Source organism: Sedimenticola hydrogenitrophicus (genome assembly GCF_025175675.1).
Taxonomy (GTDB): Bacteria; Pseudomonadota; Gammaproteobacteria; order Chromatiales; family Chromatiaceae; genus Sedimenticola; species Sedimenticola hydrogenitrophicus.
The window spans coordinates 13192-25702 of record NZ_JANIOA010000032.1 but is presented as its reverse complement, the minus strand read 5'-3'; the positions used below and the strand labels follow the sequence as shown (position 1 = coordinate 25702).

10 protein-coding genes are annotated in these 12511 nt (G+C 60.6%); 8 read left to right on the top strand and 2 right to left on the bottom strand.

Going from position 1 to position 12511, the window contains the following annotated elements; genetic code table 11:
- Nucleotides 1-28: 28 nt before the first annotated feature.
- The 7 genes from NPX02_RS15790 to NPX02_RS15760 all read left to right on the top strand — a co-directional run bounded on the left by NPX02_RS15790 (nt 29) and on the right by NPX02_RS15760 (nt 10314).
- Complete coding sequence (locus tag NPX02_RS15790; protein ID WP_260294743.1) at nt 29-1633, top strand: MFS transporter; 1605 nt, start codon at nt 29-31, stop codon at nt 1631-1633.
- A gap of 162 nt (nt 1634-1795) precedes the next feature.
- On the top strand, nt 1796-5557 hold the full coding sequence (locus NPX02_RS15785) for a nitrate reductase subunit alpha (RefSeq protein ID WP_260294742.1): 3762 nt from the start codon (nt 1796-1798) through the stop codon (nt 5555-5557).
- 69 nt (nt 5558-5626) lie between these two features.
- Nucleotides 5627-7189 (top strand): nitrate reductase subunit beta, encoded by a 1563-nt coding sequence (gene narH / locus NPX02_RS15780; RefSeq protein ID WP_260294741.1) that lies wholly within the window; start codon nt 5627-5629, stop codon nt 7187-7189.
- Nucleotides 7190-7204: 15 nt separating this feature from the next.
- The gene (narJ, locus tag NPX02_RS15775) at nt 7205-7720 is read left to right on the top strand and encodes a nitrate reductase molybdenum cofactor assembly chaperone (RefSeq protein WP_260294740.1); all 516 of its coding nucleotides are present in this window, start codon (nt 7205-7207) and stop codon (nt 7718-7720) included.
- Nucleotides 7721-7732: 12 nt separating this feature from the next.
- Nucleotides 7733-8428, top strand: a complete 696-nt coding sequence (gene narI / locus NPX02_RS15770) for a respiratory nitrate reductase subunit gamma (protein ID WP_260294739.1) — start codon at nt 7733-7735, stop codon at nt 8426-8428.
- Nucleotides 8429-8990: 562 nt separating this feature from the next.
- A complete protein-coding gene (locus NPX02_RS15765; RefSeq protein ID WP_260294738.1) occupies nt 8991-9905 on the top strand; it encodes a phosphoribulokinase in 915 nt (304 codons plus the stop codon).
- A complete protein-coding gene (locus NPX02_RS15760) occupies nt 9895-10314 on the top strand; it encodes a gamma-glutamylcyclotransferase family protein (protein WP_260294737.1) in 420 nt (139 codons plus the stop codon). Before NPX02_RS15765 ends, NPX02_RS15760 begins: the two co-directional genes overlap by 11 nt.
- Nucleotides 10315-10373: 59 nt before the next feature.
- On the opposite strand, the gene NPX02_RS15755 is transcribed toward NPX02_RS15760, so the two are convergent.
- A complete protein-coding gene (locus NPX02_RS15755; RefSeq protein WP_260294736.1) occupies nt 10374-10661 on the bottom strand; it encodes a DUF1330 domain-containing protein in 288 nt (95 codons plus the stop codon).
- 242 nt (nt 10662-10903) lie between these two features.
- On the opposite strand from NPX02_RS15755, the gene NPX02_RS15750 reads away from it, so the two are divergent.
- Nucleotides 10904-11590, top strand: a complete 687-nt coding sequence (locus tag NPX02_RS15750) for a hypothetical protein (protein ID WP_260294735.1) — start codon at nt 10904-10906, stop codon at nt 11588-11590.
- On the opposite strand, the gene yddG is transcribed toward NPX02_RS15750, so the two are convergent.
- The gene (yddG, locus tag NPX02_RS15745) at nt 11587-12468 is read right to left on the bottom strand and encodes an aromatic amino acid exporter YddG (RefSeq protein WP_260294734.1); all 882 of its coding nucleotides are present in this window, start codon (nt 12466-12468) and stop codon (nt 11587-11589) included. The genes NPX02_RS15750 and yddG overlap by 4 nt on opposite strands.
- Nucleotides 12469-12511: the final 43 nt, after the last annotated feature.

Here is a 12511-nt window from a genome sequence, read left to right as displayed (position 1 = left end):
AGTAACAATCAAATATAGAGAGGCAATTATGGCTGATTTACAAAAATGGGATGTGGAAGACTCCCAGTTCTGGGAGTCGGAGGGCAAGCGGGTTGCCAACCGCAACCTCTGGATCTCGATCCCCAGCCTGCTGTGCGGCTTCGCCGTCTGGCTGTACTGGGGCATCATCACCGTGCAGATGCTCAACCTCGGCTTCCCGTTCGCCAAATCGGAGCTGTTCACCCTGGCCGCCATCGCCGGCCTGACCGGTGCCACGCTGCGCATACCCAGCAGCTTCTTCATCCGTATCGCCGGTGGCCGTAACACCATCTTCTTTACCACGGCCTTGTTGATGCTACCGGCCATCGGTGCCGGCATCGCCTTGCAGGACAAGGACACCCCGCTGTGGATCTTCCAGGCCCTGGCCTTCCTCTCCGGCTTCGGCGGCGGCAACTTCGCCTCCTCCATGTCCAACATCAGCTTCTTCTTTCCCAAACGCCAGCAGGGTCTGGCGCTGGGTCTGAACGCGGGCTTGGGTAACTTCGGCGTCACCACCATGCAGATCCTGATCCCGCTGGTGATGACCTTCGGTATCTTCGGCGGTGAACCGATGATCCTGGAGAACACCTCCGGCACCCTGATCGGCAAGATTCCGGCCGGTACCGAGAGCTATATCCACAACGGCGGTTATGTCTGGCTGTTGCTGCTGATCCCGCTTGCCTTTGCCGGCTGGTTCGGCATGCACAACATCCGTACCGAGCATGTCTCTCCGCACATCGGCTCTCCGTTGGGCGCCATGGGCAAGATTACCGGCATGCTGCTGATCGGTTTCCTCACCGCCGCCATCGGTCTCTATATCATCCTGCCGGCACCGACCGGACTGGGTGCGCCGGGCTGGGTCAAGTGGCCGGTGATCGCCGGTATCCTGTTCGGTACCGTGATGTTGATGAAGCTGATCCCCGGCGACATCAAGCCGAATCTGCAGCGTCAGTTCAAGATCTTCAGCAACAAGCACACCTGGATCATGAGTGTCATCTACACCATGACCTTCGGCAGTTTCATCGGCTACTCCGCCGGTTTCGCCCTGGCGATCAAGGTGGTATTCGGTTATCAGCATCTGATGGTGAATGGCGTGCTGACCCATGACACGGTCAATGCCAACGGTCCCTCCGCGCTGATGTACGCCTGGATGGGACCCTTTATCGGCGCCCTTTTGCGTCCCGTCGGCGGCTGGATTGCCGATAAGATGGGCGGAGCCAAGGTGACCCAGTGGGTATCCATTGTAATGATTGGCAGCGCCTTTGGCGTCGCCTACTACCTGCAGGCCGCCTATGCCTCGGCCACCCCGGAAGATTTCTTCATTCCCTTCCTGGTGCTGTTTTTGATCCTGTTTGCCGCCACCGGCATCGGTAACGGTTCCACCTTCCGCACCATCGCCATGGTGTTCAACAAGGAACAGACCGGACCCGTACTGGGTTGGACTTCGGCGGTCGCCGCCTACGGCGCCTTCCTGATCCCGCAGTTGTTTGGTGAGCAGATCAAGGCCGCCACCCCCGAGTACGCCCTGTATGGCTTCGCCATCTTCTACCTGGTCTGCCTGGTCATCAACTGGTGGTACTACCTGGGCCCGAAACGGGAGTACGACAACCCCTGATCCGGCGGCTGATCACCCGAGTTAAAAGGGTCTGGAGCAGGCCCGCTTATCCACACGTGCTTTGCTCATGCGGATACTTACCCCCCAACCAGGGCCTGCTCCAACTTAACACTGTTTTGTTTAATAGCACGTTGTGAAAAACATGCTTAGAGGAGATACACAATGAGCCACTTTCTTGACCGCCTGCGGTTTTTCAAGAAGGTCCAGGGGACCTTCTCCAAGGGCCACGGTATAGTGACTAACGAGGATCGTCAGTGGGAAGATACCTATCGCAACCGCTGGCGCCACGACAAGGTGGTCCGCTCCACCCATGGCGTGAACTGTACCGGTGGTTGTTCATGGAAAATCTTTGTCAAGAATGGTCTGGTTGCCTATGAGATGCAGCAGACCGATTACCCGGAGACCCGTCCCGACCTGCCCAACCACGAACCCCGTGGCTGTCAGCGCGGTGCCTCCTTCTCCTGGTATCTGTACAGCCCGCACCGCATCAAGTATCCGCTGGTGCGTGGCCGTCTGATCGATCTCTACCGCAACGAGCGCAAGAGCGGCAAGGACCCGGTGGAAGCCTGGGAAGCGATCCAGCAGGACCCCGCCAAACGCAAGAGCTACACCGCCGTGCGTGGCCTGGGTGGCTTCGTCCGTTCCAACTGGGAAGAGCTGACCGAGATCATCGCCGCGGCCAACGTCTACACCATCAAGAAGTGGGGCCCGGACCGCATCTACGGTTTCTCGCCCATCCCCGCCATGTCCATGATCAGCTACGCGGCCGGCTCCCGCTATCTGTCGCTGATCGGCGGCGCCTGCGGCTCCTTCTATGACTGGTACTGCGATCTCCCCGCCGCCTCTCCCCAGGTGTGGGGCGAGCAGACCGACGTGCCGGAAGCGGCCGACTGGTACAACTCCAAGTACATCATCATCTGCGGCGCCAACCTGCCGATGACCCGGACTCCGGACGCCCACTTCGCCATCGAGTCCCGTTACAACGGTACCAAGGTGGTCTCCATGGCCCCGGACTACGCCGAGTTCGTCAAGTTCGCCGATCTCTGGATGCCGGTAAAACAGGGCACCGACTCCGCCGCCTTCATGGCCATGGGCCATGTGGCGCTGAACGAATTCCACATCAAGAAGCAGGACCCCTACTTCAGCGAGTATGTGCGCACCTATACCGACATGCCGATGCAGGTGATGTTGCGCAAGGACGGCGACCGTTATGTCTCCGGTCGTTTCCTGCGCGCCACCGATTTCGACAACAACATGGGCGAGTCCAACAATCCCGAGTGGAAGACGGTGGTCTATGACGAGGTCAGCAAGGCCTATGTGGTGCCCAACGGCTCGGTCGGATTCCGCTGGGGCGAGGAAGGCAAATGGAACCTGTTGCCGAAGAACGCCGCCGATCAGGCGGACATTGAGGCCGAGCTCACCTGCATCAACAGCCGTGACGACGTGGTCAGCGTGGCCTTCCCCCACTTCACCGAAGGCGAGGATGACACCCTGCTGCGCAACATCCCGGTGCGCAAGCTGAAGCTGGCCTCCGGTGAGGAAGTGTTCGTCACCTCCGTGTTCGACCTGATGGTCTCCCAGTACGGTATCGACCGCGGCCTGGGCGACAACCTGGCCACCTCCTACGAGGACGCGACCGTACCCTACACCCCGGCCTGGGGCTCCAAGGTCACCGGCATCAAGACCGCCGACCTGATCCGCACCGGCCGCGAGTTCGCCGAGAACGCCTCCAAGACCCGGGGTAAATCCATGGTCATCATGGGTGCCGCCATCAACCACTGGTACCACAACGACCTGGGCTACCGCAGTATCATGAACATACTGCACATCTGCGGCTGCGTGGGTCAGTCCGGTGGCGGCTGGGCGCACTATGTGGGTCAGGAGAAACTGCGTCCGCAGGCCGGCTGGGCTCCGATCGCGTTCGCCCTCGACTGGCACCGTCCGCCGCGTCACATGAACAGCACCACCTACTGGTATTTCCATACCGACCAGTGGCGCTATGAGAAGGTCGAGGCCGACAACATTCTCGGCTCCACCGCCACCGCCAAGTATCGCGGTTACCAGATCGGTGATTACAACGTCGTCTCCCAGCGTCTCGGCTGGCTGCCCTCATCGCCGCACTTCAACAAGAACCCGTTGGACATCGTCAAGGCAGCGGAAGCGGCCGGCGCCACCGACGAGGCCGGCGTGTCCAAATATATGGCAGAGCAGTTGAAGAGCGGCGACATGGCCTTCTCGATCGAGGATATCGATGCCGAGGAGAACCATCCGCGCAACCTGTTCGTCTGGCGCGCCAACCTGATCGGCTGTTCCGCCAAGGGCCACGAATACTTCCTCAAGCACCTGCTGGGCGCGCAGAACGGCGTGATGCAGGAGGGCACCGAAGGCGCCAGCTGCAAGGAGATCAAGTGGCGCGAGAAGGCGCCGGTCGGCAAGCTGGATCTGATGGTGGACATCAACTTCCGCCTCAACTCCACCGGTGCCTACTCGGACATCATCCTGCCGACCGCCACCTGGTACGAGAAGGCCGACCTGAATACCACCGACATGCACCCGTTCGTGCATCCGCTGGGCAAGGCGGTCGATCCGGCATTCGAGTCCAAGTCGGACTGGCAGATCTTCATGAAGATCGCCAAGAAGTTCTCCGAGATCGCCGAGAAGCACCTGGGCACCGTAAAGGACGTGGTCGCCCTGCCGATGCAGCACGACTCCCCGCAGGCCCTGGCCCAGCCCTATGGCGAGGTCAAGGACTGGAAACGCGGCGAGTGTGATCTGATCCCGGGCAAGACCGCCCCGCTGTTCAAGGTGGTCGAGCGCGATTATCCCAACACCTACAAGAAGTACACCTCGGTCGGCCCGCTGATGAACAAGCTGGGCAACAACATCAAGGGTATCGACTGGAACACCGATATGGAAATCGATCAGCTGAAGGAGCTGAACGGGGTGATCACCGAGGAGGGTATCTCCAAGGGCCGTCCGTCACTGCTGGAGGATGTGCAGGTGTGTGACACGGTGCTGCACATGGCGCCGGAGACCAACGGCGAGGTGGCCCACAAATCCTGGTCCGCCCTCTCCAAGAAGACCGGCATCAGCCACAAACATCTCTATGAAGGCCGTCACGAGGAGAAGATCCGCTATCACGACATCGTCGCCCAGCCGCGCAAGATCATTACCGCGCCGACCTGGTCCGGCATCGAGTCCGAAGAGGTGAGCTACAACGCCTGTTACACCAACATCCATGAGCACATCCCGTTCCGTACCCTGACCGGACGTGCCTCGTTCTATCTCGATCACGAGTGGATGCTGGACTTCGGCGAAGGTCTCTGCTGCTTCCGTCCGCCACAGGACCTGGGTGCGCACAAGAACCTGCCGAAAGAGCTGGCGAAGAAGCTGGAAGGCAAGAAGACCCTGACCCTGAACTGGATCACCCCGCACTCCAAGTGGGGTATCCACTCCTCCTACCAGGACAACCTGCGCATGCTGACGCTGTTCCGCGGCGGCCCCTACTTCTGGCTGAACGAGGACGAGGCCAGGAGCATCGGCATCCGGGACAACGACTGGGTCGAGGCGGTCAATGCCAACGGCGCCACCGTGGCCCGCGTCGTGGTCAGCCAGCGCGTACCCAAGGGCATGGCGATCATGTATCACGCCCAGGAGAAGAACGTCAACGTACCGGGTTCCAACACCACCGGTAAACGCGGCGGCATTCTCAACAGTGTGACCAAGGTAATCATGAAGCCGACCAACATGATCGGCGGTTACGCACAACTCTCCTACGCCTTCAACTACTACGGGACCGTGGGCAGCCAGCGCGACGAGAACGTCATCGTGCACAAGATCGAAGATGCCGACGTGAACTGGATGGAAGGTGATCTGACACCGGAACGCGAGGCTCAACTGAATCCCGAGGGAATCAACAACTGAGTCTGTGAATCGCAACGTGCAGGGTGGCGACACCCTGCACCCGGTGGAAAGAATATTGAGGAATAAATGATGAATATACGTGCACAAATCGCAATGGTCCTGAACCTGGACAAGTGCATCGGTTGCCACACCTGTTCTGTGACCTGCAAGAACATCTGGACCAACCGTAAGGGTGTCGAGTACGCCTGGTTCAACAACGTCGAATCCAAGCCCGGCATCGGCTTCCCCAAGGAGTGGGAGAACCAGGAGAAGTGGAAAGGCGGCTGGAAGAAAGAGAACGGCCAGCTGGAGCTGAAGGCCGGCGGCCGCATCAGCAAGCTGCTGAACATCTTCGCCAACCCCGACATGCCGGAGATCGACGACTACTACGAGCCGTTCGACTACGACTACCCCAAGCTGCAGAACAAGCCCCTCTCCGAGGCGGCGCCGACCGCCCGTCCGCTCTCCCAGATCACCGGCGAGCGGATGGAGAAGATCCACTGGGGTCCGAACTGGGAAGACGACCTGGCCGGCGAGTTCGATAAGCGCTCGGTGGATCAGAACTTCAAGGGTATCCAGAAGCAGATCTACAAGGAGTTCGAAAAGACCTTCCACATGTATCTGCCGAGACTGTGTAACCACTGTCTGAATCCGGCCTGCGTGGCGAGCTGCCCGTCCGGCGCGATCTACAAGCGTGACGAGGACGGTGCCGTGCTGATCGATCAGGACCGCTGCCGCGGCTGGCGCATGTGCGTCAGCGCCTGCCCGTACAAGAAGATCTACTTCAACTGGGAATCCGGCAAGTCCGAGAAGTGTATCCTCTGCTATCCGCGTATCGAGTCGGGCATGCCGACCGCCTGCGCGGAATCCTGTGTCGGGCGTATCCGTTACATGGGCGTGGTGCTGTATGACGCCGACAAGATCAGCGATGCCGCCGCCGTGGCCGGCGAAAAGGATCTGTACAAATCGCAGATGGATATCTTCCTCGATCCGAACGATCCGGAAGTGATCCGTCAGGCCCAGGAGCAGGGAATCCCTGACACCTGGCTGGAAGCGGCCAAGCGTTCGCCGGTCTATAAGATGGCCATCGAGTGGAAGATCGCCTTCCCGCTGCATCCGGAATATCGCACCCTGCCGATGATGTGGTACGTGCCGCCGCTGTCGCCGGTACAGAGCCAGATCGACCAGGGCACCCTGCCGACCGAGGCCGACGGCGTGATCCCCAAGGCCGAAGCACTGCGCTTCCCGGTACAGTATCTCGCCAACCTGCTCACCGCCGGCGACGAGAAGCCGATCGTCAGCGCCCTGAACCGTCTGCTGGCGATGCGCAGCAACCAGCGTTCCAAGAGCGTGGACGGCACCACCAACCTCGCCGCCCTGGAAGCCGCCGGTCTGACCGAGGCGCAGTCCGACGAGATGTACCAGATGCTCGGTATCGCCAACTACAACGACCGCTTCGTGATCCCCACCGCCAACGAGGCGCTGGCGCAGGAAGATCCCTACGCCTTCCAGGGGCAGAACGGTTTCAGTGCCGGCAACGTCAGCTCTCAGGGCAGTGGTAGCGGCGAAGGGTTCACCCTGTTCCCCGCGCCACGCAAGCGCACCTATACCCCTCAGGGCATTCAGCAACCGCGGAAAAAAGATACCGTTTAACGGGAGATTATCACGATGCTTATCTACAACATCATGGCCCGGCTGCTCGATTATCCGGATGACGAACTGATGGAAAACCTGTCCGGGATCATCGACGCCATCCACCAGGATGACGCCATTGGCCCACAGGAGAAGGAAGATCTGCTCCATCTGATCTCCTGGATAAACATGCACGACCTGACCGGTCTGCAGAGCAAATATGTCCAGACCTTCGACATGGTTCCGGAGCACGACCTGCACCTCACCCATCACCTGTTCGGTGATGACCGGGGTCGCGGTCCGGCGCTGATCGACCTGTCCGAGTACTACAAGGCCAGCGGCCTGGAGGTCGAGAGCAAGGAGATCCCCGACTTCCTGCCGCTGATCCTGGAGTATGTCTCCACCCTGGACGACCTGCAGGCGCGGGTCTTCCTGGGCGACGCCGCCAAGGTATTGAAGGTGATTGGCGACAATCTGGAAAAGGCCGAGAGCCCCTACGCGCGGATTCTTCGCATTGTTGAAAACCGTGGACATCTGGCCCAAGCAGCCTGAGGAGCGTTTTGAATGACACTGAATAACTTCTTTTTTGGGGCCTACCCCTACCTCGCCGGTACCATCTTCCTGCTGGGAAGCTGGCTCCGTTTCGATCGTGAACAGTACACCTGGAAGGCCGATTCCAGTCAGCTGTTGAGCGGCAAGAACATGCGGCTTGCCAGCAACCTGTTCCACGTGGGCATCCTGGCGGTGTTCTTCGGCCACCTGGTCGGCATGCTGACCCCGCACAGCTGGTTCCTGGCGGCGGGCATCTCCGATGCCACCCACCAGTACATCGCCATCTATGCGGGGCTGATCTTCGGCAGCCTCTGTCTGATCGGTGCCATCATGCTGCTGTTGCGCCGCCTGAACGAGCCGCGGGTGCGTGCGGTCAGCCGCAAGCGTGACACCTTCATCATCGGCTGGCTGCTGGCCACCGTTGCCCTGGGCCTGAGCACCACGGTAGTCTCCTTTGAGCACGCCGCCCATGGCGATGCCAGCACCATGATCGCCCTCACCGAGTGGGTGAAGAGCGTGGCCACCCTGAGCGTGAACCCTGCCCTGATCCAGGATGTGAACTTCATCTTCAAGCTGCACATGTTCTTCGGCATGAGCGTGTTCCTGCTGTTCCCGTTCACCCGACTGGTCCATGTCTGGAGCGTACCGCTGAGCTACATCAGCCGCCCCTACCAGATCGTACGGATGAAAAAGGTCCGCATGAACTGAGTGTCAGGCAGTTTCCGGTGTCGAGGTACGCCTACCCACCCACAAGCGTGCGCTGAAACGCAACAGTGGGTAGGCGCCTTCGATGACCAACCGGACCGGCAGTGGTTGTGGAGGGGGGCGTTGCCCCCCCTTTTTTTTGAAAATTGCAAACTTCGCCCTTCAAACTTCAACCGTAACTGCTCACGGGCTAATTGGCCTACCTTGCCGGCCTCACACGATGGCTTATCTCCTCGAATCCGGCCCCATTTTCAGCGCCTGCCCAAGCCGCTCCCGGCCATTGCATCCTCGGCTCCGTAAACGGTACATCCCTGTACCACTCCTCATGGCCTCCGCGGCATAAGTCCATCCGTGGACAAAACTCGCTTCGCTCAAACAAGGGCAGGCTTGAATCTGAAAAAGGGACCGGATTCGAGGCGCCATCAAAATCGGCCAACAAGGCAGGCCAATCACTTACAGACCGGGTGAGTAGTTACCTTCAACCTTCAAATGACCGGGCAATCCAGTCGAAAGTGTGCAAAAATCGGTCCATTCGTCGTTCAGAATTGCCGAGAGTCCACCATCCATGGGTAAGAGAGAATTTCCGATAGTCGCCGTGACCGGCTCGTCCGGTGCCGGCACCAGTACCGCACGGGACGCCTTTGGCCATATCTTCTATCGTGAAGGTATCCAGTCGCTGATGATCGAGGGCGACTCCTACCACCGCTACACCCGCAGCGACATGAAAAAGGCCACCAAGCTGGCCAAGCAGCAGGGACGCAACCTGAGTCATTTCAGCCCCGAGGCGAATCTGCTGGACGAGCTGGCGCTGCTGTTCAAGACCTACAAGGAGACTGGCCAGGGCAAGATCCGTCAATACCTGCATAACGAGGAGGAGGCCCTGCAGTGGGATATGAAACCGGGCACCTTCACCCCCTGGGTGGAGACCAAGGATAAGACCGACCTGCTGCTCTATGAGGGACTCCACGGCGGCATGCCGGAGGTGCGCCCGTATGTGGACCTGCTGATCGGGGTGGTGCCGATCATCAATCTGGAGTGGATACAGAAGATCCAGCGCGACAACGAGACCCGCGGCTACGACACCGAATCCATTGTCGAGGCGATCAAGCGCCGCATGGATGACTACGTGGAGCACATCACCCCGCAGTTCTCTCACACCGACATCAATTTTCAGCGCATCCCCACGGTGGACACCTCCAACCCGTTCATCTCCAGGGAGGTGCCGACGGCCGATGAGAGTCTGGTGGTGATCCGGGTGAAGAAGCGCATCATCAAGAAGTACAATATCGATCTGGTCTACATGAAGCACATGATCGAAAACTCCTTCATCTCGCGCCGCAACACCCTGGTGATACCCGGCACCAAGATGACCTTCGCCATGGAGGTGTTGCTGGCGCCGATCATCGAGGACCTGGTGAAAAACTCCAAGAACGCCCTCCGGGTCAAGAAAAAGAAGAAGAGCGATCGGCATGACGACTAAGCTGCTGTTTGTCTACGGCACCCTGCTCAGGGATGCCGGGCATCCGATGCACCAGGTCCTGCTCGGCCAGAGCAGCTTCGTCTCGCCCGGCCGGTTGCAGGGCCGGCTCTATGCCGTGCAGGATTATCCGGGCGCCGTCGTATCCGACCGAACCGACGAATGGGTGCACGGCGAACTCTACGCCATGCGCGATCCGCTGACCCTGCTGAAGCGGTTGGATCTGTACGAGGCTTGCGATGTGGCGTCGCCGCAACCACACGAATACCGGCGGGAGATCCGGCCAATACTGCTGCCGGACGGTGCCTATCGGCCGGCCTGGGTCTACCTTTACCTACGCGACACCGCGCGGCTGCAAGCGATCCCGTCGGGCTATTATCTGGAACCACCCCGCCCGGCAGGTCCACAATAAAGAGAACCCGCCGCTATGAGGTACGGACCGGCGAAGCGCCCGGCACCCGCGCCCGCCGGTTATCCCTCGCAGGCCAGCAGATCCACCTCGGCGGCCTGCTGCCGCAGCGGAATAAGTGCCTGGTAAGCGTCTGAAGCGTGCCAGCCGTTCACTGCTTCCAGATCGGGAAACCGGATCACCACCGTATCGGTATGGGCGTGACTGCCGCCCAGCACCGCCGCCAGGTGGCCGCGCAACACCAGTTCCGCCCCCCAGGGTTCCAGCGTCGCCGGTACCCGATCGCGGTACTGCGCCCACTTGGCTTTGTCCCTGATGGTGATGTGGCCGATCACGTAAGCGCTGCCCATGGTTCTCCGTCCGAAAAGCGTGACCCTGTGTCACGGGTATCTGGGCGGCATGACATCATAATTGCGGGAGTGTGACAAGCCGATGTGGAACGGATGATCGGGCGCAAAAGCGACGGTCACACCGCGACACTGGCGGGGCCATTCGCCCCGGATTACCCTGCAATCGATCAGCATCGCCTAATTCCCACTGTTTTAGTCTAGTATTCAATCACCAGAACAAACTATCGAACAAGGAGACTGCCGTGAACATACAACCGACTTCGAGTGCCTATCGAGTCCTATTCGGTGTTGTCTTTACCGCGGCCGCATTGAGCACCCCGAACAGTCCGGTACTGGCCGAAGCGACAGGAGATGGCTGGCTGGGGCCCCAGGTCTTCAATGGCGAGGTACTCGAACAGTCACTCCACGCACTCAACCGCCATATCCAGGACAAATACAGTCAGGAGCGCCAGCTGGACGATCTGACCGAGCCGCGGACTCCCGATTTTGCCGAGGCCGCCATAGCCAGTGCAGCCGTACCGGTGATTGAGGAGACCCTGGAAGCGGGGGCGTTCGGTTATCTCGTCTTCGATGACCGCTCTCTGGACAATGGGCTGGTGCTGTTCAACACCGAAGTGGCGCTACGCGGTACCGACCTGTTCATTCGTATGGCGCAGGAGGCGACCAGCAAGGGCGAGGACTTCTCGATGGCGGCGGCGGGAGCCGTGGTGGACGAGCAGTTGGCCCGGTATCGGCGGGAGAACGCCGGCTCAGTCGGGGGGTTCGGCGATCCGGTGAACGATGGAAACTCGCTGGAGGTGAGCGTTGCGGCGCTCAACCAGCGGATATTCGACCTGGAGCAGCGGGAGAGCCAACTCGCCTACGCGGTGCCGGCTGTTGGCGGATCGAGCTTCGATGACGTGATGCTGGCGATCGCAATCTCCTTCTAGCCCGCAACCGGGCGGCTGCGGCGGAGACCGGCCATCAGCGAGCCGGCCACGATGGCCAGGCAGGCCAGCAGCAGCGTCCAGCTCGGCGAGGCCTCCCCGGCGATCACCAACAGCAGCGTGGAGATCAGCGGCGCGGCATAGGCCAGCACCCCGAGCAGCTGCAGATTGCCGTGCTTGATGCCATGATCCCAGGCGAAGAAGGCGATCCCCACCGGCCCCAGGCCCAATCCCACCAGCCCGATCCACTGACCGCCACCCTGCGGCCAGACGGTCGTTTCCCACGCCAGATGGAACAGCAGCGCGAGCACAGCGGTCGCCGCGCAGAACCAGCCGACGGCATCGCTGGATACCTGCCTCACCAGACGGCTGAAGACCGAGTAGCCTGACCAGATCAGGGCGCAGGCCAACGCCAGGAGATAGCCGGTTAGGTAGGCCAGATTGAATCCTGTCCCGCCGCTGCCAATCAGCAGCCAGCAACCGGCAAGCGCCAGCAGGGCGCCGGCGAGATAGTGTGGCTTGAACCGCTCTCCGGGCAGGAGTGCGGCGAGCAGCACAATCAGCAGGGGCCAGAGATAGGCCAGCAGGCTCACCTCAACCGCGGGTGCGAGGCGCATGGCGAGAAAATAGCAGAAGTGATAACCGAAATAGCCAGCGACACCGAGCAGCCAGGCCAGTGGCGGCTGGCGCAGGTGGCGCAACCCCAGATGGCCCTGGCGGCACCAGCGGCCCAGCATCAGCAGGAACGCCAATGAGAAGGTCATCGCCATCATCTGAAACGGCGGTATGCGCCCCTCCGTCAGGCGGGTCAGCAGGGCCAGGGCGCCCCAGAGGAATATGGCGCCGGAGCCGATCAGGGTGGCGCGATGCTGCGGGGACATACCCCCTCCCGGAATCAACCGATATTGGTGATTGGGAGTCTAT

Excerpts from the sequence above, each read along its gene's own strand:
- NPX02_RS15760 (WP_260294737.1), top strand. The coding sequence starts at position 9,895 with ATGACGACTAAGCTGCTGTTTGTCTACGGCACCCTGCTCAGGGATGCC.
- NPX02_RS15790 (WP_260294743.1), top strand. The coding sequence starts at position 29 with ATGGCTGATTTACAAAAATGGGATGTGGAAGACTCCCAGTTCTGGGAG.
- NPX02_RS15755 (WP_260294736.1), bottom strand. The coding sequence starts at position 10,661 with ATGGGCAGCGCTTACGTGATCGGCCACATCACCATCAGGGACAAAGCC.
- yddG (WP_260294734.1), bottom strand. The coding sequence starts at position 12,468 with ATGTCCCCGCAGCATCGCGCCACCCTGATCGGCTCCGGCGCCATATTC.
- narH (WP_260294741.1), top strand. The coding sequence starts at position 5,627 with ATGAATATACGTGCACAAATCGCAATGGTCCTGAACCTGGACAAGTGC.
- narJ (WP_260294740.1), top strand. The coding sequence starts at position 7,205 with ATGCTTATCTACAACATCATGGCCCGGCTGCTCGATTATCCGGATGAC.
- NPX02_RS15765 (WP_260294738.1), top strand. The coding sequence starts at position 8,991 with ATGGGTAAGAGAGAATTTCCGATAGTCGCCGTGACCGGCTCGTCCGGT.
- narI (WP_260294739.1), top strand. The coding sequence starts at position 7,733 with ATGACACTGAATAACTTCTTTTTTGGGGCCTACCCCTACCTCGCCGGT.
- NPX02_RS15785 (WP_260294742.1), top strand. The coding sequence starts at position 1,796 with ATGAGCCACTTTCTTGACCGCCTGCGGTTTTTCAAGAAGGTCCAGGGG.